Source organism: Caulobacter sp. GW822-FHT07D08, assembly GCF_058798735.1.
Genome location: NZ_JBXAKU010000006.1, coordinates 1 through 23,246, shown reverse-complemented (window position 1 = coordinate 23,246; position 23,246 = coordinate 1). Strand labels below are relative to the sequence as shown.

Sequence of the window (23,246 nt, the reverse complement as noted above, 5' to 3'; positions counted from 1 at the left end):
CAGCTACCCGCGAGCCTTCACGTTCCCCGGCGCTGTGAGCTCGGCGAGCAGCTAGGATCCGCTTCTGGCGCCCTGCCGACAGCGGCCGGCCTACCAGTCCCTATCTACGAAATCGGGGCGATCGCTGAACGACCGCCCCGACCAGGTGTAGATGAGAGCTGAAACTCAGCTCAGCGCTAAACCCCAACGGGCCAGGGGCATGCCCCTTTGCGCTGGACGATGAAATCTCATTTCGGCTTCAATCTCAAGTATACATTTTAGGTATTCGCTTACATCCCATACCGATTATTATATCCCATACCTATAGGATGCTTGATTTGTGGGGCGTGTGATCGTTCTTTGGCTTGATCATTTAACGGAAATTTGAGGTTATCTAGCCGATTCGCGAATCGCTTCGGTGGATGTCTTGCTGCCAGTTTGTCACGTCGACGAGAAGAAGCACCTCCAAATCAAGGAGGCGTTGCACGCTCGTGGCTTATCAATTGGCGGAATTGCAAGAGATCTTGGCGTTGCCAAGAACTCAGTCTCACTTGTGTGTCGCGGGTACAGGCGGTCGAGAAGGCTAGAGCAAGCAATCGCCCACGCTCTGGATCTGGAACCTGCTGGGCTATGGCCTGAACGCTACTAAATGGAGATGTGATCGACTTGAGCAAGGGGTGAGACGCACCCCAAAAGCAAGGCGGATACGAAAAAGGCCTGAAGCGGGTGCAACCGATTCAGGCCTTTCTCGGAATTTCCGAATGTCTTCAGCAGACCTTCAGATTTTCCCCTCGTGCCGGCCAAAAGTCAATCGGGCAGCGTGCTGCCCGGTCGCGATGGCGCGCGGCTATCCGCCTCGACCTTTGAAATCAAAACCCAAAGACGAGGCTAGAAATGCGAAACAATCCCCTAGGTGCGCAGGCGCACCGTATGAGCGCACGCGCGCTCGACGAAAAGTCCTCCACCTATCTGGCTATGCAAGCCAGTCTTCGGCGGCCGGAGACGGCTGCCAGCTGGAGCGCCATCAACAGTGGCGCCACCGTCGTGATGACGCCGGATGGGCGACCGATCCGAAATCCGATCACCGGGCGAAAGGCTCAAGTCACAGGGGTCTACCAAAGCCGCAAGGCTGGCCGATCGCTTGTGCACGAGAGCATGAACGAGCATGCCTTCTTCCAGCACTCCGAAGTCGACACATCTGTCGCCGACTACTTCAGTCAGCCCTGTCGTTTCGAATTCGTCGCCGACGGCGTAAAGCGAACCTACGTCCCCGACTGCGCCAGGCTGCTCGGAAATGGCCGTATCGAAGTTGTGGAGCTGAAGTCGGATAGCCGCGCACTGCGCGATCCGGACTATGCGCTCAAGCTCCGGTGGGTTGAGGCCATCTGCCAGGCAACTGGTTGGGCGTTCCGAGTCATCTATGGCCGACCACTTCGCGCACGATCTGTCGCCAATCGGAACGTCAGTTTCGTTCAGCAGAACAGGTTCGCCATTTACGGGGCCCGCGAAACATCCGTGGTGCAAGAGTTCTTGGCGACAAGAGGGGATGCACCGGAGGCGCTTGGCCGCCTTTCCGAGCTACTCGGCGACCCAAGGACTGGCCGCAAGCAGCTCTGCGCGATGATGGTCGGGCGTCAGATTCATATCGATCTGCGCCTGCCTCTTTCCAACGACAGCCCCGTCGTCAGCCTTGAGCGCAACGTCCCCCCGCTGGAGGCCGCCCAATGACCATCCATTTCAAGCCCGACCAGACGTGGCTTTACCGCAAGACTGAGGTGAAGTTCGTGGGTCACCTCGGAGAGGGGCTGCTCCATTTCCTCGATCTCAGAACGTTGACGCCGCTACTGATCGATCAAGACGACGGCGCCAGAGTGCCGCCGACCGATAACTGGGCGCTCGCAGCATATGCGCGTGGCGATCTGATCCGCGTCCCGACCTTGAAGGAGGCTGCGGTTCGTAAGCTCGCCCAGGCGCGCGAGGTCGACGCCGAGGAAATCCGTCGCAAGGACAAGTTCGCCATCTTACGCCGTTTCGTCGTCGGCGCCCTGGACAAGCTGGGCGCCAGCAACCTCGGCCGGCGCGCGCTTGCCCGTGAACTCCACTCAATTTGGAAAGATGCTCCCCAGGAAGTGCTGGATCTCAACGCTAGACCTCGGCCGCGGACTGTAAGCCGTTGGCTGAAGGAGCGTGGATCGCCTGGTGATCGGCCCTTTCGGCAGATGATGTCGCAGAGCGGCCGGGTAGAGCGGAGTCAGCGCCTACCTAAGGTCGTTCATGATCAGATGAACGCCTTCGCCCTCCTTTATTGGGCGGACCGCTCTGTCAGCATCGCAGACGCCTATGCCCGTCTGGACAAAACGCTGGGCGAACTCGATGTCGGACGGGACGGCGCGTTGCCTCGGCCGTCGACGGAGACGTTCCGCAAGCTGGTGCGGAAGTTGGAGTGCTTCGATACCTATAAGGCCCGCTACGGAAAGAAGCTGGCGAAGTCGCGGTTTGAGGGCTGCGGGGAAGGGCTGCGCGCCACTCGTTTCCTTGAGCTCGGCTGCCTTGACCACAAGCTCTTGGACAATGTGGTCGTGATCGATCTGAAGCAGCGTTTGCCGATGGGACGGCCTTGGCTGACGGCGATCATCGATGTCTATACCCGCTGCATCGTGGGCTTCGTGATTACGTTTGAGCCACCCTCGCTCTACTCCGTTACCGAGTGCATCAAGCGGGCGAATTCGCCGAAGATCCACCTGTTTGGCACGGCTTCGCGTCGGCCTGCCCTCGCCAATATTTTCGGCCGCTTCGACGAGATCGTTGTCGACAACGGCCTAGAGCTGGTTGGCACATCCTTCGAGGACGCCGGCGCCGACTGCGGGTTCTCGATCCGTTGGGCCCCTGTAAAATCTCCCACCTATAAGGCGGTGATCGAGCGCTTCTTCAGGACCATCGATGACCGCCTGCTTCACAAGCTGCCAGGCTCAACTCTAAATCCTCAAGCCCTGAACGACCTCGAGATCGACCCCGCAGCCGAAGCGGTTCTGACCCTAGAGCAACTTGAAGAGCTGATCTGGGAAGTACTTGATCTTTATCATCAGGACATACACGACGGCATTGACGCATGTCCTCTTCAACTATGGGAGCAGGATGCAAAGGCTTACGGAATTGACGTGATCGCCGACGTGCGCCAGCTGGACAAGATGGCCGGCGCGATGGAGCCAAATCGCAGGCTTACGCGGGCGGGGATTGAGTTCCTAGGTCTGCAATACCACGAGCGTGGTGCGACATCGCAGCTGCTGAACGATCTCGCCGGTATTGCCCCGCAACGTGGGGCCGGAAACGGCGCCCGCTCGCATACCGTCAAGGTCAAATATAACCCCGCCAATCTCGGCGAGATCCATGTCTGGAATGAGCGCCGTAAGCGCTACGACACGCTTCCCTGTACTGAGCCTGAATACGCCGAGGGGCTTTCGAAAAAGCAGCATGAACTCATCCGAGAGTTCGCCGCTCAGCGTAACGAGGCCTTCTCCAGCCGTACGGATCGTCTACGGCGCCGTGCCGAGCTGAGCCAGCGAATCGAAGACCTCATTCCTGGCCGGGGCAACAAGAACCGGCGGACGGTCGCACGGTTGGCCCAGTCGCCGACCGTCCAGAGCCTAGTGGCTCACGGGGTGACCCTGGCATTCGCCGGCTCAAGTCATGAAGGGCAGGCGCACGTCATCGAGCACGACGCGCTCGCACCCCACCGCACTGACGGCGGCGCCACATCGTCGCGTCCCCCGCGCGGCGGGAAGGGCAACTCAAAGAAACGCAAAGCTCTCCCCAAAGCGCCGTCAATCGTCGCCGACCTGCTGTTCGGCGAGTTCGAGATCACCCAACTCAAGGCCTTCAAATGACCTTCCATCAGAACGCTTTCACGGAGGCCGATCTCGCGGGGATCGCCACGCTAACCACGAGCAACACAGAGGTCGCTCAGAAGATCGCGCTATTCCGCTCGATCGTGATCCAGTACCCGCGCCAATTGGAGCTTCACGACCGTCTGAACTACCTTCAAGCCCTAGGTCGTCACTCGCGCGGCGAACCGCAGATGGGTCTGCGAGTACTGGCTCCGACGGGGTCAGGAAAATCGACTGCAGCAAGGATTTACAAGCGCTTGGTCGAAAGCGGCGCTCCGCCGTCCAGCGAACACGTGCCTGTACTTCTGCTGCCGCTGAACAGCGCGACCACAAGTCGGCGACTGATGGTGCAGATCCTTCAAGCTCTCGAGGACCCCATTGCGGAGAAGGGCACCGAACAAGCTCTTCAGTCCCGGGCTGTGAATTACATGCGTCGTCTTGGCGTGGAGTTGCTGATCATCGACGAAATCCAGCACCTCACCTACCGCAGCAGCGCGAAAATTGACGTCACCGACGCCCTTAAGTCGTTTCTCGACGCCGGCGTGGCTCCAATCGCGTTTTTGGGCACCGAGGACGCCCTGCCTCTCTTCGCGTCGAACCTTCAACTCAACGGACGCCTCATCGCGCCCTTCGACATGCCAAAGCTGGATGTCGCCAAGGCTGAAGAGCGGTCACTATTTGCCAGCTTCGTCGCGGCGCTTTGTCACGAGATGGAGAAAAAGCAGCTCTTCCCGGCGCCGATCACCTTGGTGCGGCCTGAAGTCTTAGGCGGCCTCATGGAGGTCACCGACGGCGTGATCGGACGCGTCTCGCGGCTGTTCGAAGTCGCTGTCGAGATCGCGTTGCGCCGGGGAGCCGTAAGCTTTGAGGTGGACGACATCTCAGCCGCCGTTGAGCAATGGGCAATTCCCCAGAGCTTCGCGTCCCGAAATCCTTTTCGGCGCTAGGAGAGGGGGCGCGCCATGAAGCGACTAACTGCCACTCTTCCGCAGGTGCGATTTGCGCTCGCCCCATTGGAGGGCGAGACGATCCTCAGCTACGCATTTCGCGTCGGCGCCCATAATCTTCATTCACGCCCTTTGGAATTGCTCTCAACGCTGCGAAGTGGCCGCCAGATCAAAGGGCTGTGGGAGCTAGACCCGGAGGTCCTTAGCCGGGTCTATCGGCAACCTGTGGAAGCGATTGCCCCTCTCGTCGCCAGGCCGGCGGGAGGGGAGGCCTTGGCGATCGGCGGGCGGATCATCAGCGCCCACGAACTATTGCGTTCGAGCCGACGCGTTTCGCCAACGGGACTTCGCAAGTCCGATGCCGATCAATGTGACTGGGCGATCCGCCCTCTTACCTTCTGCCCAACGAACTGGGATTTGCTGATCGATGCCTGTCCGAACGAGGAGTGTGGCCTTAAGCTGAACTGGACGACCCGTTCGATCTTCCATTGCGGATCATGTGGGCACGACCTGCGGCAGACTCGAACGGCGAAGATCCGAGTGTGTGATCGCGACATCGCGCAGATTCTACCAGACCTACTGAGCCGAGACAGGGTGGTCGTAGATCGCGCGAAGGCACCGTTTCCTCCTGATCTGGCCAACCTTTCTGCCAAGGATCTAATGGATGTCGTCCACGTGCTCGGACGTGGCGCCCTTGCCGTGAATGCCCGTCCGGCACGTCCTGCCAGCGCCGGCTATCCGCAGGCATGGATTGCCGGCGTCACGAGTCTGAGGGACCCCGACTTCATCCAGTCGATCATGTCAGGACGCCGTAAGCCTGTTCTCTATCATCCGTTCACTGCAGAGGTGAGGAGGTGGCTCGATGGACTCAGTCCGGCAGGGGCCGAAACATTACGGAACTTTCTGGACCCTGAGCATCACCTAGCGCCAACACGCAGTGGAAAGTTTCTGTCGGTGACGACGGCCGCCGCCCGCTTGCGGATCGAGCGATCTGCGGTGCGCAGCCTTATTCAGCTAGGGCACCTCGAGGTCTTTAGCGCCGGCTGCACCGCAAAACAGAGGCAGCATGATCTCATCACCGCAGATTCAGTCGCAATCTTAGCGAACGATCGGGCGTCGATTTCGAGCATTAGCGCGGAATACAAAATTCCAAAGTCTGTCCTGCTCGACCTTGTCGGCATGGGGGTGCTGGAGGCGCTCGACCATGCGGCGTTTCCTGCCATCTACAGCGAGATACAGCTCAAATCACTGCACGCGCGCACCTTGCTTAGCCAAATGCTCGCCAAGGTGCAGAACAGATCAAAAGCCGGGTCAACTGGCCCGAGGATAGCCGCCAAGCCTCTGCTCGATGGCCTTGGCGGAGGTGATCACCTTTGGGCGAACCTGTTTTGGAACGACCTCAACGATAAGCTTGAGCATGGATTATCGACAACCTGTAGATCTTCGCTTCGCCTCGACGCGCTTTTGCTTCACCCAACGGACGCCGAGGCCATCGCCCAGGGGGCCGTGGATCTTTCACCTTGCGCCTTGTCGCGGTCGACGGCGGTCCGGTTGAAGGATGCTGAGGCGAGGCTCTCCATGAACCCTCGCGACATGCAGATCCTGATCAAAGAGGGGGCGCTGACACGTTGTGGGACGGGTGTTTCCGACGCCAGCGTTCGGGATGCCGCTGAAAAGTTCATCAGCACTCGGGAGATCGGCAGGCTAACCAATAGTGACGCCTATGACGTCAGTATGCTCGCTGCGGCGCGCGGTCTGCCCAGGCTGTGGCCGCGTGTTGGCATTTGGGATCGGGCCGCGGCGATGGTGGCGTTTGCCGACCTAGTGGAAGCGTGGGCCTTGAAGCGGGCCGCATAGTCGCGGCTTCTGATAACGCCCGGTAGGCGAACCTGACTCATCGCGGACTTTGGGAACGGCAGGTTGTTTCTGGCCTAGCCCGCAGAACGCCTGCCGTCAAAAGAGGTCTTCTCGCGGATCTGCAGGCCGGCCGAGAGGTCGATTAGCGAGGCTGCGAAGGCCTCCGACCCGCTCATCACTCGCGCCGCTTCCTCAAGAAACATGGCTTCGAGGCGACCAAGCATTTGGTTGAAGCCGCGCGCGCGATCCTGCCTCAAGGCCGCCACGTCTGCCGGCGCGACGACCCCACTAAGCAGCTGCTGGATCCCTGTGTCGTCCAGCATGCGGGTGTAGACGCCCTTCTTGAACGCCCAGCTGACGAGTATGGCCGATCGGAAATAGACGCTGCGCAGGACGACGAAGATCAGCCAAAGCCGGTCGCCGCAGAAAGGGCGATGCTTTTCGGCTTCGAGGGTCGTCATTTCCACATTGCGCTGCACGATCTTGTCTTCATCAGCGTAAGGCGCGACCCAACCGAGAATGAACGCGTCGTCTCGTTCGCTGAACGCCTCAGCGATCTCATCGTCGAGGAACATCGTCTCGAAGGTTGCCAGGTTCGCGTGGACATCTCGAAGGGTTAGAACTTCGGACCACAGGACCTGCACGGCGCCAATCGTATGCTCGCGGAGCCGGGACTGGCTTGCGGCCATGAAATCCATGGTCGCCTTGAGGGTGCTGTGATCGGCTTGGATCTGGCCCTTGGTCCTCTCGACGATCGTCGCCGTATCCCGGTCAAGCATGTCCTTGTACTGGGTCAGGCTGCGCCGATGACGTTGTTCAAGAACCGACAAGACTGCCTTGCTGGCGAAATCCGGAAAGAGCTTCAGCAAGACGACGAAAATGACCGGAGGCCACGCCAGGAAGAGGATTTTCCACAGCGGGCCGTCAGCGCTGAAAAGTTCGTGGTGCATTCCGAAACGTTGGCTCCGATTTCGCCCAAGCGCGACCACTGTCACCTTAGCCTGCGGCGTCGTGCTGATCTAATCGCCGTCGACTCGACTCACGTCGGGCCGCAAATTGAAGATGATGTTGCCGATCACCGCGCTCGACCTCGACGCCTGGGCCGCTCGTCTGACCGCCCGAGCCGAACTGCCTGTGCTGTTACGGCGCTTGGTTCACGCGCGGACGCTCGATCTCCATCGGGTCGATATCCCGGGTTATGACAGCACCAATGACGAGGGTTGGGACGGCGAGGTCCAAGCGACCGGGAGTGACGCTTTCGTCCCGGATGGGACCTCGTTCTGGGAGCTTTCCTGCAAGGACCGCAAGGCGCTTCCGGGTAAGGCCTCGGAAGACTACGACAAGCGCACGCCGACCACGCCGCCCGAGGTTCGGGCCCAATCGACCTTTGTCTTTGTCACGGCCCGCCGTTGGCCGCGGAAAGCAGCCTGGCGAGCGGCGCGACTAGCCGAGGGAGCGTGGAAGGACGTCCAGGTCTATGACGCCGAAACCCTTGTGCAGTGGCTGGAGCAGGCACCCGCCGCCTTGGTTTGGATGCAAGGCCGGCTGGGTCGGTCGACGAGCGACCTGGCCGCGCCCGAAGATCTCTGGGACGAGTGGGCGAATGTCTGCAAGACGCCGCTGCCCCTCTCGATTTTCGACGAAGCGGTAGAGGAAAACCGCGGCCAGATCGAAAGCTTCTTCCGCAGTGGCGAACGGGCCATCCTCGATGTCGCCGCGGACACCCGAAGCGAAGCCGCGGCCTTCGCCGCCCGCCTGATGATTGCCGGTGACATCGCCGGCTCAGCGGCCCAACGCGCGGTGGTGGCCAGAACGCCGGCTGGTCTTCAGATCCTCAAGAGCCTCGACGGCCCTTTGACGATCCTGGCTTTGGGCGCCGACGTCCAAGCACAGCTCGGCGGGCTCACCGGCCGCGCCAAGGTCCTTGTCGCGAGCGACAAGTCCAATCCCGATCGCGCCGCCGGAGCGGTGGTCGAGCCGCTGACCTGGGAGGCGTTTCGCCGCCTGAGCGAGGCCTTGGCGTTGAGCCGTGAAGCGCAAGAGCGGCTGGATGACGAGACCGGCCGACGGATTTCCATTATCCGCCGCCGGCTCGCCGAGGTTCGGTCCGTGCGTCTGCCGGTGTGGGCCGATACGCCGGCCCTGATCCGACCCCTGCTGGCGTTGGCGCTCGCTGGCGGCTGGTATTGGGATAACCCCGGCGATCGTCGTGTGCTGTCGGAGTTCTCCGGTCGCACGGACGAGGAGATGGAAGTCGCGATCAAGACGTTCGCGACGATGGAAGACGCGCCGATCTTTTCAGTCGGTGGAGCCGGCGGAATCATATCGCGGCCAGACGCGTTCAACGCCCTTCGCGCGGGCCTCACGGCGACGGATATCGACCGGCTCGCCGAACTGGCTTTCGATGTCTTCACCCAGCCAGACCCGGCCTTGACGCTGGATGAGGACAAGCGCTGGGCGGCTAACATTTATGGGAAGGATCGCCCTCACAGCGGTCGTATGCGCAGCAATCTCGCCGACAGCCTCGTCTTCCTTGCGGTGGAAGGTGAAGCCTTGATCGGTCGTCGCGATGCGGTTTGGCCAATCGAGCGCCTGGTCCGTCGCATCTTCGAAGTCGACGACCCAGCGATCTGGCTCCATGCCCGAGATGTGCTCCCAGCCCTCGCCGAAGCGGCCCCGGACTCTTTCCTGGCAGCCGTGGAGCGCGACCTCGACGCGACCGGAGAGATCGAAGACCGCGGCGTTTGGCGCTTGATCAAGCCGGTGACGGCGCAGAATGGACTCGACTACCGGACCGGTCTGCTTTGGGCGCTGGAGCGGCTGGCCTGGTCGCCAGATCGTTTCGGTCGGGTTGCGAGAATTTTGGCGACCCTCGGCAAACGGCCATTGAACGACAACCTTGCCAGCGGGCCGATCCGCTCGTTGGCGACGCTTCTTCATCCGTGGGTCCCGCAAACCTCGGCGCCCGAAGACCTCCAGGTGCGGGTTTTGGGCGTGTTGGATCGGGATTTTCCCGACGTGGCCTGGACCTTGGCGCTCGGCATCATCGACCAGCGCTTTGGTCACGGCTTCTACAACGTCAAACCGCGCTATCGCCGTGAGGCCCTCGGCCATGGTCAGGAATCACGTAGGCCTGAACTGGCGCGCAGGGCTTACGACGTCGTCCTCGGGCGCACGGACCTCTCGTGCGAAGCCGTCAAGCAGCTCGCGGAAAAGAGCCCGTGCTTCGACGGCGAGGAACTCGAACGTCTTTGGGATGTCGTGACGGCTTGGGGCCAAACGGCGACCGATGCTGATCGCGCCGCTGCGCGCGCGGAAATTCGTCGTTGCGCCTTCTGGCGGCTCAAGCCCCAACCCCGGCCTCGCGGCAACGCGCATTGGGACCCTCGCGCGCGCGTCGTCTACGACCTTCTGCAGCCGCGCGATCTGATCGAAAGGCACAAGTGGCTATTTGCCACCGGCTGGGTCCGGTTCGAGGATGAAGACGACGATGAGGACGAGGCGGACCATCGGTCCCGTGAGGCGCGTGTCGCGCTCGCCCAAGCCGCGGCGGTCCAGGAGGTTTGGAAGGAGGGAGGGCTAGCCCGCCTCGCGACGTTCGCGCGTGCGGTCGGGTCGCCGTGGGCCTTGGCCCATCACGCCTACAAAGACTTGCCTGAACTGGATGTTGGCGCGGTCACCGACCTTCTCCTTGATCCGAGTCTGGATGATTGGCCTAAACGCCAAGAATTTGTCACGGGCCTACTGGCTCAGCTCGATCCCGTCGACCGACTCGCCCTGCTAAGGCAACGTATGACGGCCTGGCAGAGCAAAGGCCTGTCGCCCGCGCCGCTGCTGTTGGCGACCCTCCCCGACACCGACGTTTGGACGCTCGTCGATCAGATGGAGGAGGATGATCGCGAGACCTACTGGCGCAATATTAACGCCTACGTCCGAGACGACCCTGTCGTCTTGAACAGGCTTTGTCGCGAGCTTCTGAACGTCGGTCGCGCGCGCGCCGCCTTTGCCCGAGGAGAGCTCTACGCCGCGCAACTGGAGCCGGAACTGGTCGTCGATATTCTCACGCAGCTGGCCTTGGTGCCCGGGCCGCCGGACGAAGACGCGCCCGTCTCGGGACACGACGTTGAGGACCTGTTCGATGTTCTCGACCGGTTTCCCGACCGCGTCGGCGACAAGATCGTCCAGCTGGAATTCTTCTATTGCCGCCACCTCCAGGACACCAAGCGGGGACTGCGGGCGCTGTCGAACCTCGTCGCCGACGATCCGGCCTTGATCGTGCAGGCGGTTGAAGGCGCCTATCTTCGTGATGATCGCGCTCCAGAAGCCAAGTCGGATGAGGACGGTGAGTTCAGAGCGTGGCGTGTCCAACATTGGTGGAGCATCCTTGAGCACTGCCGTCGCGGACCGGCCACTGATGAGGCCGGCGCGGTCGATCCGATCCTCTTCGACGCGTGGATGACGAAGGCTGTCAGCGAACTCGATGAGGTCGGTCGCGTACAGAACGGTCTAAGGGTCATTGGCGAACTTGTCGGCCGGACCCGGATTGAAGAAGACGGTCTTTGGCCAAGCCCAGCGCTTGCGCCCGTTCTTGAGTGCTGGGCCGATGAGTCGTTTGCTCAAGGGCTCTACTTCGGGATCATCAACCGCCGAACGGCGGTGTGGGCGACGGATACCGGAGGCGATGCCGAGCGGCTTCGTGCGGAGAAGTTTCGCGGGTGGCGTCGACGGGTCGAGCTCGATGCGCCGCGTCTTGGAACCGTGTTCGAACAGCTCGCGCGATCGTGCGAGTCTTCTATTGCGAGAGAAGAGGAGCGCGCCGCGTTGCGTCGTGCCGCGCCGGACTAGGGCTATGTCGCTCATGCCTGCCGACGCGCTGGTCACGAGGCCCAGCCGGCAATATTTGTCAAACGGGAAAGGGCGCCATGACCGATGAGAGCCAATCCGGTTCTGAAGAACCCCGGCTTCTCGCCCTGGAGGATTTCACGGCCGCCAGCTTCGAGGCCCCACTCGCTAGTCTCGAGCGCGTCGATTCCTACGCCTTGGCCGAGGCGTTCGGCGTGGCCCAATCGCGAGCGCTAGGGACGGGCGCGGCGATCGAGGCGCAGGTCTTTGAACTCCTTCGAGTTCTCTGTGACCTGCCGCTTCGGACGACGGACCCCGCCGACGTGTGGGGAAGTCGCGTCATGAATCTTCAGGGGCGAACCGTGACCCCTTCCGATCTGGGAAAGCCTCTCGTCGAGGTGCTCGCGCAGGTGGCGGCATTGGCCACCCACTCTGGCCTCAAGGCGCGTCTCTGTGACGTCGTTTGGTCGAATGATCGGACACGACGCGCCATGGCCGATACCGCCATCGAGGCCTATCAGGCTTGTGCCGATGGCCTCATGGACGGAACGCTGAGACCGCAGTTCGAATTGCCGAACGCAAATCTCATGGCGGCCTTGGAAAAGGTGCGCCGGGGTCTCCAGATCGCGCGGGCCGTCACCAAGAAGCGTGAGCGGCCTGTCCAGATGCTGCCCGTTCTGCAGCGCCTGTATGACGCCGCCCGCGCAGCTGACTCCGCCTACGTGCCCTTCAAGGAGGCCGCCCTTCTTGGCCTGAACTACGAGTTCTTCGATCCGATCGCCGTGGCGAGCGACGCTGAAGCCGTTGCATCGGCGCCCGTGGAAAAGCCCTACCCCATGGCGGCCAAGATCCTCTGGGACCTGGCGGCTCATCTCTTCGATCAGCACGGCGACCAAGAGGCCAAACGGCGCTGTCAGCTCCGCGCCGTGGACCAGATCTTGGCCATGCGCGCCGAAGTCAGCACCGCCGGCGCCGAAGCGTCCTGGGTGATGGATGCGCTGCAGGCGCTTTTGCATGTCGATGACGTCGACAAGCTCGCTGAACAACTGCGGCTGGATCTTCGCCGCCTTCAGCAAAAGTCGCTCAACGAGATGGCGACGATCCCGGTCGACATGGACATGGAGGCCGAAAGGGATGAGGTCGCCGATCTGTTTATGGGCCTGAGCCTCGCCAAGGCTCTTCGGGAGTTCGCCCTGCTGGCGACGTCACCTCCCGTTGAAGGCCTCCGGCGCCAGGCCCTAGCGTCAATCGAAGGGTCTCCGGTGATGGCGACCATGGCCGCGGCGCTGATTGACGGCAAAGGGCGCACTGCGGCCCATGTTCCAGGCCTCGACGCAGGCGAGGGCCCATCCGAAGCCTGGTACGCCCACACGATCGAAAGGTCGGAGGTCTTTCGTCGGCTGGAAGCCGTAACCGGCTACATCGAACCCGCACGTTTGGTGCTCTCCCAACGGTTCACGATCGGCCCCCAGCATTTCGCACCGATTGTCGGCCGCTCACCGTTCGTCGCTCGAGACCAGGAATGGCTCATGGCCCTGGGCTTCGCGCGGCTCGTCCAGGGCGACATGATGTCGGCGGCCCACTTGCTCATTCCTCAGCTGGAGCCGTGCATGCGTCACATCCTCAGTGTGGCCGGCGAGGATCCCGCCAAGCGCTTCAACGACGCCACAGAGGAGGACTTGTCGCTCAGCGGTCTCTTCGAGCGTATGCGGCCGAAGCTCGAGACGATCTTCACAGCCGATATCGCCGCAGAGATTGAGCGCACCTTTGATCTTCGTCCCGGGCCGCGCCTTCGGCACGAAATGGCTCACGGTCAGCTCGGGTCGGCCGGGTGTTTCGATCCGAGCGTCGTCTATGGCTGTTGGCTTCTGTATCGCCTGACCTGCCTGTTCGTGATGCGGGAGTGGGAAACGATCATCGCACCCGCCATCGACGCTGAGTGCTGATGCTCTGGTGACGCCAGCTTCTCGAGTTTGGCCACCGCTTTGAGCACATAAGGCCAAGGTTGCGCTTGCGTTGAAGCTTGGCCTCGCTGCAACTGGAGCGATGACGCTACCCAGCATTGATTTCGACGCCATACGCCTTCACCGCGGCACGAAGGCCGACGCTTTCGAAGAACTCTGCTGCCAGTTGGCGGGTGATGAGGCCCTCGCCGCGGAGCGCTCTGCTTTCGTTCGCAAGGGGCGTGGCGGCGACGGTGGCGTGGAGTGCTTCGCGACCCTGGCCGACGGCTCGGAAGTCGGCTGGCAGGTGAAGTACTATTGGGACACGGCTGCGGCGATCAGCTCGCTCGACGAGTCCCTGACCAAGGCGCTCGAGAAGCATCCGGCAATGACCCGGTTCATCGCCTGCATACCGTTCGATTTCGCCGACTCCCGGCGAGCGGATGTCACGACGGCGCTACAGCGCTGGACGGCCTGGAAGGACGAGCGAATCCAACGCGCGAGCACCGCTGGTCGGACCATCGTGATCGATCACTGGGGCGCGCACGAGCTTGGCGAACGCCTGACGAGCGCCAGTCCAAAGGCGGCAGGGCGGCTCGCCTACTGGTTCGATCAGACGCTGTTGACCCATGACTGGTTCAAGGCCGCGTTCGAGCGCACGCGGACGAGTCTGGGCCGGCGCTACAGCCCGGAAGTCAGCATCGATCTGCCGATCCGCATGAGCATTCTGGCGACGACGCTGGATCCTGATTTCTTCCTCGAACTTGAGAGTCTCGGCGACGGGGTATCCAGGCGATTGTCGCAGGCCTTTGGTCATACTCCAGAGGTCGCGGAGGCGTGCGGGGCGCTAGCCAAGGCGCTCGCCTCGGCAGCCGGTTCTCGCGGGGCGCCGTTTCCTTTGGCGGCCCTGCGTACACAGGCCCAAGCGACCTACTCCGCCGTCCTGCCTTGGTATCGGGCGGTGTGGTCAGAAGCGCCGGACGGTAGGCCAACCGCGCAGGCCAAGGTCGCCTCAAACCTCTTGGCGGTCCTTCAAGACGTCTCCCAGGAACTGGACGCAGGGCACTGGGACTATCTGGAAACCCGAGCGTTGCTGGTCGTCGGCGATGCGGGCTCTGGCAAGTCGCACCTGCTTGCGGACGCTTGCGACTATCAGATCGAGCTGGAGCGGCCTGCCCTGATGATCCTCGGCGGCGCGTTGCCCGACGCCGAGCCGTGGGGCTCGATCCTGCAGACGTTGGACCTGCCAAGGCACCTGCAGGCCAAGCAGTTTCTTGGGGCCCTGAACGCCGCCGGCCAGGCCGCGGGGGTCCGCACCTTGATCGCGATCGATGCCCTGAACGAACGGCACGGTCAGTCCATCTGGCCGGACCGCCTGGCGGGCCTGCTCCACGATGCCGCGCAGTTTGAATGGATCTGCGTGGTCCTCTCGTGTCGCTCGACCTACGAAACCCTCGTGATCCCCGCGGATCTGGATGATGAACGGCTACCGCGACTCGAGCACACCGGCTTCACGATCGACGAGGCGCGCCAGTACCTCACACGACGTGGCGTGAGCCTTGTCGAAGAGCCCAACAGGCTTCGAGAGTTCGAGTTTCCGCTGTTTCTCCGCATCTGCTGCGATGCGCTCAAGCTTGATGGTCAAGCGCTGCTCGCAGGCGGGCTTGGCGGGGTGACCGCCGTTTTCAAGCTCTACACCGACGCGGTCGTGCGGCGTGTCAACGAGCAGCTTGGGGCCGCGCCCAACCGCAGTCTGCCCCAAGCCGCCATTCGCAAACTCGCTCAGGAAATGGCCGAGACCGGGCGCGGCTTCATTTCGTTCGGCCGGGCCTATTCGCTGATCTCCGAGGTCGTGACACCCGGTATATCGGTACAGCAGGACCTCCTGTTCCAGCTCGAGAATGAGGGCCTTCTCTCCTCTGAACCCGGCTTCGACGTCGACCAGGAAGAGATCGTCAGATTCACCTTCGAGCGGATGGGGGACCATGCCGTAGCGGCTTACCTCCTGGCCAAGAGTGTCCCCGCCGGCGGAGATGTCGCGCAGTTGTTTTCGCCAGGATCGCCGGCTCGCCTGGCGCTGGAAGCCGATCGCTCATTCATCGCCAATGGACTTTGCCAGGCCCTCGCGGTTCAGATTCCCGAGCGGTTCGGCGTCGAACTGGAGGACGCGCCCGGCGTGCCGGATCTGGCGTTCATGCGCCAGGCCTTTGTCGACAGCCTGCTCAGCCGAGAGCCGTCGGCGATCTCGCCGCGCACCTGGGAGCTGATCGACACGGTCGGGGGCGCCACCTTGCGCTTCGAAACCTTGATCGCCCTGTCGACCGATCCCCAGCTGGCTTATGCGGAGCGTCTGGACGAGGAGCTTCGCCGGCTCGCCATGCCTGAGCGTGACGCTCTGTGGTCGATCCATATCGCGCGCAGCGCGCGAGCAGCCCACTTGGTGGACTGGGTTCGATCGGCCGATCAGAACGCGGTCGAGCCTGGCAGGGCCACGCTGACGGCTCTGCAGCTTTGCTGGTTTCTGACAACGTCGAACCGCGTGATCAGGGATACAGCGACCAAGGCCCTGGTCGCGGTTCTCGCGGATCGGGCGGAGCTGGCGATTTCCCTTTGGGATCGGTTCAAGGCCCTGGACGACGGCTACGTTGTCGAGCGTTTGGCGGCCGCCATCTATGGCGCTGCGATGCAGGGGCGCTGGTCAGACACGGAACTTTGCGCCGTAACGCTGGCGCTCCACGCCGAACTGTTCGCCAAAGCCGACCTGACGCCGAACGTTCTCCTTCGAGACCACGGTCGACGACTGGTCCAGTTCGCCAATGTCCGCGGCGTCATGCCGGCTGACTTCGACCCAGAGACGGCCGAGCCACCCTACTTGAGCCCCTGGCCGATCGAATACGTCACCAAGTCGACGATGAAGAGCTACACGCGCGAGCATGCCAGTGGCCACGTGGGGCGCGACCAGATCACCGCGTCGACCAACGACGGAGATTTCGCGCGCTATGTTTTGGACGGCGCCATCGGCGACTGGAGCCAAGTTCGGCGGGATGTCTTTCCCGTGCCCTCGGCAAAGCAGGTCGCGGAGGCCTGGCTTGCCGACTTCAAATCGACGGCCACACCGCAAATGCTGGCGGCGCATGACGACCTCACGATCGCACTCGCGAAAGCCGCCGCACTGACGAACTATGTCGAGAAACGCGACGCCACAAAGGCGGCCAAGGCGGCCTTTTCCGACGCCATCGGCGAAGAAGCCTTCGAGCGCTGGAGTGCGGAGGCCGGCCATTGGCGAAGTGAGGGTATGTATCAGCGCCCACCCATGCGAGGAGATGGCGGCCCGGCGGAGTTCAGTCTGGCCTGGGGGCGCCGCTGGGTTTGCAAGAAGGCTCACGATCTGGGCTGGTCGGATGCGCTCCACGGCGCCTTCGACGCTGCGGTGCCGAACGATCGCAGCACCCACCGCGTCGAACGGATCGGCAAGAAGTATCAATGGCTCGCGCTCTACGAACTTTGCGCGCGGATGGCCGACAACCTTCGCCCGCTACCAAACCGGGATAATCCCGAAGACATCCAGGGCTTGAGAAACATCGATCCGTCGCTGCTGGTCCAGGCCACGGAAGATGATGGGTGGCGGCGGTTCGACACGCCCAGCTTCTGGGTGGCACCGGTGCCGGTGTTCGAGCCGATCAGCGTTGATGGCGCATTGGCCTGGCTTCATGCGGACAAGGACTTCTTCGACGGTGTCGAAAACATCGAGGTGACCAACCCAGAAGATCAGCAGCGGTGGCTGGTCCTGAAGGGGTTCGAGACTTGGCGCGACGGCGACGATCTGTTGGATCGCGAGGCCTGGCGCAGACTCGGATGCATGGTGGTCAAGAAGGCCGATCTCCCTCGGGTCCTGAAGAGGATCAAGGAGGAGCATTTCCAAGGCGACGGCGACGTCCCCGACGCTCGCAGCCTGGGGTACAGGGGCTATCTGGGCGAACATCCCTGGGCGTTCCGCATCGACGATGAACGCGCCGCGATAAGAACGGGGGACTGGCCCGACCCTGACGAGGAGGCCGAATGGTTCACCGACTGGTGGCCTCGCGGATCTCCACGCCCACTGCGCCGCTTCCCCGTCCGCCCGACTGTGGCCGACTACACGGCCGAGCGCGGCGGATACGATGGTTCGATCGAACAGAACATCAACCTTCATCTGCCGGCAGGTTGGCTGATGGACGCCCTGAATCTTCGCCTCACAGACGGCGCCACGATCAAATATGTCGATGACGACGGCACCGTGAAATTCTGGGACCCGTCGGTCTCGCTCTCCGGGCGAAGCGCGGCCCTCGTCGATCGTGCTAGCTTCTTGGGCTATCTTCAGCGCGAAGAACTCGTGGCCATCTGGGCGATCTCTGGCGAGAAGAACGTCTATGGCCCGTCCTATTCCGACGGATTTGGCGGCCGCAAGACCTACACGCGTCTCTATCATTCCAAGGGCGACGAGCTCGTTGCCCTTGAGCGGTATGAAAGCTTCGATGAGCCGAACCCTGATCAACTCGCGAAACTGCGTAATGGTGAGGGGGCGGAGTTGGAAGATGACGAGGACGAAGAGTTCGGGGATGATTGAGGTCTTGGTCTCGCGCCGAGCCCGGCCGGCCTGATCCATGAACGATCGCAAGTCCAAATCCTGGAACGAGTTCTATGGCGAGGCGGCGGGGGATGACCCGGTGTTCTGGTACACCGTTTTGCCTTCCGAGCCGCGCCCACCGATGTCGCTCTCCCAGGCGTTCGATTACCTCGTCGCTTCGATGGCGGAGGGACCCGTTGATCGTTTGAGTGATGCGTTCGAGGTTGTCGACGGTGATGACGGCCAAGCCTATCGCAGGGTGTTGGAGGCAGTCTTGGACGGCCCGCGTCCATCCGGGGGCTTTAGAGCCGCGCTCCACATGAACTGGACGGTGCGTGGCTTTCGCCATCGCGCGCAGCTCGATGACGACACCCTCTTGGTCCGCGCCTTCCGTCACGTCTTCCCAGCCTATGTCGGCGAAGCGATGACGGTTTATCGCGGCGAGCGTTCCAGCGAACTGGGCGCAGGGCGGTTGGGGCTAAATTGGACGCCGGACCGCAGCGTCGCCGAGCGCTTCGCAAGGGGATTGTGCGCCACCTACGGCGGGGAGGGCGTGTTGCTACAGGCGACCGCGGCACCGCCCGCGATCATCTCTGGACCGAACGATCACAGCGCAAATTGGATCTGCGAACACGAGCACATTGTTGATCCGTCGATGCTCTCGAACATTATCGAGCTTGCGCGCTTCCCTCCCATTTCAGTCGGATAAGCAAGGTAAGCTCGTGCGCGAGCCTTAGAAGCTGTCGAGATAGCTTGATTTCGGATTAGGCCAGTTAGCGCGAAGGGCCTTCTCGATCCGGGCCACTCACTTTGAATCCTGCGCGGCGGCTGGGCCGACATAGCCCGTCCCAGCATCCCAGGTTTCGAAGCGAAGCGCGACGCCCTGGCTGTTTACCGCTCCAAGGTCATCGGAAAGCTAGGCGATGCCGTTGGTGTCGACGCGGAGCGAGCGGCCTTGGCTGTCGTCCTTTGACGCAAGTAGCGCCGCTACGTCCTGAGTCGTGTAGCTTCTGCCCAGAGGGTCGGCCTGCCATATGACGGCAGGCCTAGCGGGCTTCAGCGGGGCCGCCGCCATTCCCGCCACCGCCATTGATCCGCCCCTCCGGCGGCTTCTCCGACGGTCCCGGCGCTTTCGGGTCCCGGTCCCCATCCTACGGATCACGCTGCGGCTTGGACCTGGTCCAGTGATGCCGCGGCGACGATCGATCTGAAGTTCTCGAGTATCTCGGCGTGCCGAACGGCCAAGAACCGTTCGACCTCGCGTTTGGACAACAGCCGCTCCAAAAACCCCGCAGCGATGACCAGCAAGAGCATGTCGTCGCCATAAGAGGCTTCGAGTTCTTTGTAGTCGTGGCTGACGGAAGCCATCTCCCGTTCCAACCGCGCCATTTGCTCTGTCGTCAGCCCGGTCGCCTTCTTCAGGTCTTCGGGGCGATGCAGGTCTGTCGCCTTGGTGGTCGCGAGTAGGGCCTTGGCGTAGTTGATGCTGTAGTTGTTGGCCGAGACCATAAGTTCGGCCACTTCGAGCTGACGGATCGGCTTCATCTTCCGAAGCTTGCTGAATGTATGCATGCCAACGGGCTTGTCCTTCAGCAGCTCAGCGACATCAGCGCTAATGCCATTGAGTAGGTCTCTCCGCTGGCGGATCACGCCGACGTCGACGTTCAGCGCCCTGGCCAGCTTCTCTTCGGAGACGCCGCGTTTCAGCGCACGGACGATCATGTAGTGCTCTTGGATCGTCGCCAGCCGGTTGACACGCTTGTTGTAGGTAAAGCCCTCATCGTCCGAGGCGATCAGGCAACGGGCCTCTGTAGATCCCTGGTCGCGGAGGGCGCTGAAGCGCACGTGCCCGTCCAAAAGGAGAAAGGGTCCAGCACCTTTCGCACGTGAGACAACGAGCGGTTCGACTAGGCCCAGCTGCGCCACTGACGCGGCGATCCGGCGGTACTTCGCCGACTCCTTGACCGCGACCGGTAGCATCTTCGACGGCAGGATGTCGTTGAGCGACAAGATCACGACCTGCTTTTCGAAGGCGATCTTGACCTCGTCCTGCATCGTCAGCCCCGATCGTAGCCAATGCGCTCGGCCAACGCCGTCGGGACCGAGCCGACACCCTCGGCCCGCATCAGCGTCACGAAGTGGTCGTCAGCGAGCAATCGCTTCAAGGCATTGGTGACGAACATCAGTCTGCCCTGGGTGAGCGAGGCGCGCTTGACCAGCTGGCGTTGCCGCTCGGTCTCTCGCTGATAGGCGCGGATCAGCGCCTCCGATGTTACCCGGCCGCGGCCACGATGCGGACTGGTTCGCTGGTGCAAGCCTTTGCCGCTTGCGTTGCGCTGCTCGATGATCTGGCGGATCGCTAGCACCTGGTTGCCCGGGATCGCCTTTTCCTCATAGGCCTTGGCAAGGGCCTGCTGCACCTCGCCCTCCTTGGCCTTCGCGATCTCCATCGCAATGGTGTGGGGGATGACGCCGCGCTCGACAGCGTTGATCAGCTTCTCCTCGCCGTTCTCGAGCAGGTAGCAGATCGCGTAGACGTACTCGGTGCTGAAATCGACCTTCGCGGCGATCTCCTGGTAGCCGTAGCCGCGCTCGCGCAAGGCGCCGATCGAGCGTACCAGCTCCAGCGGTGTGTGCTGGCGACGGGCAAGGTTCTCGACCAGACTCATGACGAAGCAGTCGTCTTCGCTCGCCTCGATGATGATCGCGGGGATCTCCGCCTGGCCCAGCGCCATGAAGGCCTCAAGGCGCCCCTGCCCACAGACCAAGTCGTAGCGCGGCTTACCTGGCCGCTGGCTGACTGTGATGGGCTTTTTAAGTCCGAGATGGGCGATGCTGGTGACCAGTTCCTGGAAGATCCGCCGGTTGCGGACTCGAGGGTTGATCACCGTGATCGCGTCGATCGGCACCATGCGAACTTCGGGCGGGGGCTCGGTCATGCTGCACGCAGCGCCGTGCGCCGGGTCAGATCGACGAACCCGTCGAGATCATCGAAGCGATAGGCGTCGAGCCTCACGTGATTGTAGGGCGCGAGCTTCAGGTTCGGCGCCGCGCCGAGATCGATCCACGGGAGCAGGTAGTAGTCCCGGACCGTAGTATTATCGGCTTCCATTCTGGCCGCGATGGTGATGTCCGGCCTCAGGCCCTGATCGAGGCGCACCTTCCAGCGCAGGCTTCCGGCCGTCGTCAGCTGGCAGCGCACGATAACCAGCGAGGCGGTGAACTCGCTGTTGATGTGCAGAAGGTCGGTGTGCTGGTCGCGCTCAACGCTGGCGCCGGCGGCGCGGATGTTGTTGATCGCGCCAGCCACGACTTCCGGATGCAGAGCTCTCAGCGCGCGGTTCGTCTCAATGTATCGATAGTCCCGCGCTGGCGAGAACCCGACCAGCTGATAAGCGCGAATTAGGCTGCCGAAGCGATGCCGGAACGTCGAGCTCGACGGCATGTCCTCGATCTCGTCGATCACTAGGCCCGAGAGCCAGCCACGCTGGCTGAGTAGAGCCGATAGCTGCTCCAGGAGCTGTTGATCGGTGAACCGACGACTGCGATCGAAAATGATCCGCTGGGCCGCCTCGAAGAAGTCGGGCTCGACGATGCCCTCGAAGGCGCCGTCGGCGCGCACCCACATGTCTGGGTCATTGGTGACGCGCTTGGCCTTAAGCTTGAAGGAGACGCGATTGTAGACGTTGTTGCCGATGTACTTTTCGTTGGTCAGGATCTGATGGACGACGCCCCGCGTCCACGGCCGGCCAAGATCCGTGACCAGGCCCTCGGCGTTCAGCAGCGCGGCGATCTCGCTTTCCGACCGCCGCTGCAGCACGAACATCCGATAGAGACGCCGTACCACCTCGACCTCCTCGGGCGGGCCGGGGCGGAGCACAACGCGGTCGGTCTGCAGGCTCTTGTGCTCACCACGAGAGAGTTCGGCCTTGGGCGAGCGGTGCTCATCGACAAGCTGACGGCGTAGGCCAAACCCAGCGGGGCCGCCTTGCCGAAAGCCTAGAGTGATCAGGCGGCATTGGCCGCTGAAGACCTTGACCGAGAGCTCGCGGCTGTATTCTCCAGCCATCGCCCGCTTCATACTCTTGATGATCGTCGAGCTGAGGCTGCCGTCGTTCTCGAACTGCTCGGCGCAATAGTGAACCGAAATGCCGGCTTCGCGGCAGACGTACTCGTAGAAGCCACTCTCGTCGGCGTCCTGGAAGCGACCCCACCGGCTGACGTCGTAGACCAGGATCGCCTCGAAGTCGGCGGCGCCGGCGCGGACATCGGCGATCAGTTGTTGGAGCGCCTGGCGGCCATCTAGCCGTAGGCCGCTCTTCCCCTCATCAGCGTAGGTGCGGATGATCTCGAAGCCACGCCGGCCAGCATACTGGGCGATGGCGTCTTCCTGATTACTGGTGCTGTAGCGCTGATGTTCAGTGCTCATGCGCACGTATTGGGCGGCGCGCACGATCTTGCGCTCACTCACCGCTTCGTTGCTCGCACCCACCTGCAACATCACTCACACCACGCTTGGCTTGAGCCGAAAGGTCTTGCTGGAGCCAGCGTAGGCGCAGGAGTGAGTGAATGTCTTTTCAGAAAATGGACCGAAATTTTCAGTCCAAAAAAGGAAAATCTTTTCACGCCGACAGCGGGCATGATGACCGGCCGTTCGCCGTGTCGATCGCCATGGCCATGCTGGCCGAGTGGGGCGAATCCTCCTCGGCGCGCAAGGAAGTCGGGCGCATCACCGCGGCCAACGAGCGGACGGTCCGCAACTGGTTCGAGGGGCGCAACGGCCCGAGCGGCGAGAACCTCGTCGCCCTCGTCCGCCACTCGGACGCGGTGTTCGGGACGGTTCTCGAACTGTCTGGCCGCCAGGCGCTGCTGCCCGTCGCCGGCATCCTCGGACTACGAGACCAGCTCGACGCCTTGGTCCACGCCATCGACGAGCTGCGCGTCCACTGAGCGACGCTTCGAAAACCGTTGTCGGCTTTGGGCCAGTCTTAAGTTGTCGACATCCCTTTCGGGGCCAGCGTTAGGTGGTGGCCCTAAGTTGTCGATTTGCGCCTCTTCATAAAAATCAATGTCTTACGCGGACCGCGTTAAGTGGTCCCGACAAGGGCTATTCTGGTGGCGATGGAAGCTTGCGCCAGCGCACATTACTGGGCACGCGAGATCGGCGCGCTGGGCCACGAAACACGCC

Annotated in this window: 14 protein-coding genes; 10 read left to right on the top strand and 4 right to left on the bottom strand. The window is 62.4% G+C overall.

Annotation, left to right across the window (positions count from 1 at the left end; all coding sequences use genetic code 11):
• Nucleotides 1-397 precede the first annotated feature (397 nt).
• The 5 genes from AC1RJ9_RS12715 to AC1RJ9_RS12695 all read left to right on the top strand — a co-directional run bounded on the left by AC1RJ9_RS12715 (nucleotide 398) and on the right by AC1RJ9_RS12695 (nucleotide 6,667).
• Nucleotides 398-628 (top strand): helix-turn-helix domain-containing protein, encoded by a 231-nt coding sequence (locus tag AC1RJ9_RS12715; protein ID WP_492837250.1) that lies wholly within the window; start codon nucleotides 398-400, stop codon nucleotides 626-628.
• 245 nt (nucleotides 629-873) lie between these two features.
• Nucleotides 874-1,707, top strand: coding sequence for a TnsA endonuclease N-terminal domain-containing protein (locus tag AC1RJ9_RS12710; protein WP_492837249.1), 834 nt, complete (start codon nucleotides 874-876; stop codon nucleotides 1,705-1,707).
• Complete coding sequence (locus tag AC1RJ9_RS12705; RefSeq protein ID WP_492837248.1) at nucleotides 1,704-3,863, top strand: TnsB C-terminal domain-containing protein; 2,160 nt, start codon at nucleotides 1,704-1,706, stop codon at nucleotides 3,861-3,863. Before AC1RJ9_RS12710 ends, AC1RJ9_RS12705 begins: the two co-directional genes overlap by 4 nt.
• Nucleotides 3,860-4,810, top strand: coding sequence for a TniB family NTP-binding protein (locus tag AC1RJ9_RS12700; RefSeq protein ID WP_492837247.1), 951 nt, complete (start codon nucleotides 3,860-3,862; stop codon nucleotides 4,808-4,810). The genes AC1RJ9_RS12705 and AC1RJ9_RS12700 overlap by 4 nt, the downstream gene beginning before the upstream one ends.
• A 15-nt stretch (nucleotides 4,811-4,825) precedes the next feature.
• A complete protein-coding gene (locus AC1RJ9_RS12695; RefSeq protein WP_492837246.1) occupies nucleotides 4,826-6,667 on the top strand; it encodes a hypothetical protein in 1,842 nt (613 codons plus the stop codon).
• 74 nt (nucleotides 6,668-6,741) lie between these two features.
• Here AC1RJ9_RS12695 and AC1RJ9_RS12690 read toward each other — a convergent pair whose 3' ends face one another.
• Nucleotides 6,742-7,617 (bottom strand): hypothetical protein, encoded by an 876-nt coding sequence (locus AC1RJ9_RS12690; RefSeq protein WP_492837245.1) that lies wholly within the window; start codon nucleotides 7,615-7,617, stop codon nucleotides 6,742-6,744.
• A 112-nt stretch (nucleotides 7,618-7,729) separates the two neighbouring features.
• Here AC1RJ9_RS12690 and AC1RJ9_RS12685 point away from each other — a divergent pair, with 112 nt between their 5' ends.
• From AC1RJ9_RS12685 to AC1RJ9_RS12670, 4 genes are all read left to right on the top strand, one after another.
• Nucleotides 7,730-11,512: a hypothetical protein gene (locus AC1RJ9_RS12685; protein ID WP_492837244.1), complete on the top strand. Its 3,783-nt coding sequence runs from the start codon at nucleotides 7,730-7,732 to the stop codon at nucleotides 11,510-11,512.
• Between the two features lie 77 nt (nucleotides 11,513-11,589).
• Nucleotides 11,590-13,455, top strand: a complete 1,866-nt coding sequence (locus tag AC1RJ9_RS12680) for a DUF7380 domain-containing protein (protein WP_492837243.1) — start codon at nucleotides 11,590-11,592, stop codon at nucleotides 13,453-13,455.
• 100 nt (nucleotides 13,456-13,555) lie between these two features.
• Entirely contained in the window at nucleotides 13,556-18,058 is a 4,503-nt protein-coding gene (locus AC1RJ9_RS12675; RefSeq protein ID WP_492837242.1) for an NACHT domain-containing protein, read from the top strand.
• Nucleotides 18,059-18,095: 37 nt separating this feature from the next.
• Entirely contained in the window at nucleotides 18,096-18,767 is a 672-nt protein-coding gene (locus AC1RJ9_RS12670) for a hypothetical protein (RefSeq protein ID WP_492837241.1), read from the top strand.
• Nucleotides 18,768-19,216: 449 nt separating this feature from the next.
• On the opposite strand, the gene AC1RJ9_RS12665 is transcribed toward AC1RJ9_RS12670, so the two are convergent.
• Genes AC1RJ9_RS12665 through AC1RJ9_RS12655 form a run of 3 tightly spaced genes read right to left on the bottom strand, consistent with a single transcriptional unit; the run spans nucleotide 19,217 to nucleotide 22,559 of the window.
• Nucleotides 19,217-20,113 (bottom strand): plasmid partitioning protein RepB C-terminal domain-containing protein, encoded by an 897-nt coding sequence (locus AC1RJ9_RS12665; protein ID WP_492837240.1) that lies wholly within the window; start codon nucleotides 20,111-20,113, stop codon nucleotides 19,217-19,219.
• 2 nt (nucleotides 20,114-20,115) lie between these two features.
• Nucleotides 20,116-20,970 (bottom strand): plasmid partitioning protein RepB C-terminal domain-containing protein, encoded by an 855-nt coding sequence (locus AC1RJ9_RS12660; RefSeq protein ID WP_492837239.1) that lies wholly within the window; start codon nucleotides 20,968-20,970, stop codon nucleotides 20,116-20,118.
• 23 nt (nucleotides 20,971-20,993) lie between these two features.
• Nucleotides 20,994-22,559, bottom strand: coding sequence for a recombinase family protein (locus tag AC1RJ9_RS12655; protein WP_492837238.1), 1,566 nt, complete (start codon nucleotides 22,557-22,559; stop codon nucleotides 20,994-20,996).
• 158 nt (nucleotides 22,560-22,717) lie between these two features.
• On the opposite strand from AC1RJ9_RS12655, the gene AC1RJ9_RS12650 reads away from it, so the two are divergent.
• Nucleotides 22,718-23,008: a hypothetical protein gene (locus AC1RJ9_RS12650; RefSeq protein ID WP_235046537.1), complete on the top strand. Its 291-nt coding sequence runs from the start codon at nucleotides 22,718-22,720 to the stop codon at nucleotides 23,006-23,008.
• Nucleotides 23,009-23,246: the final 238 nt, after the last annotated feature.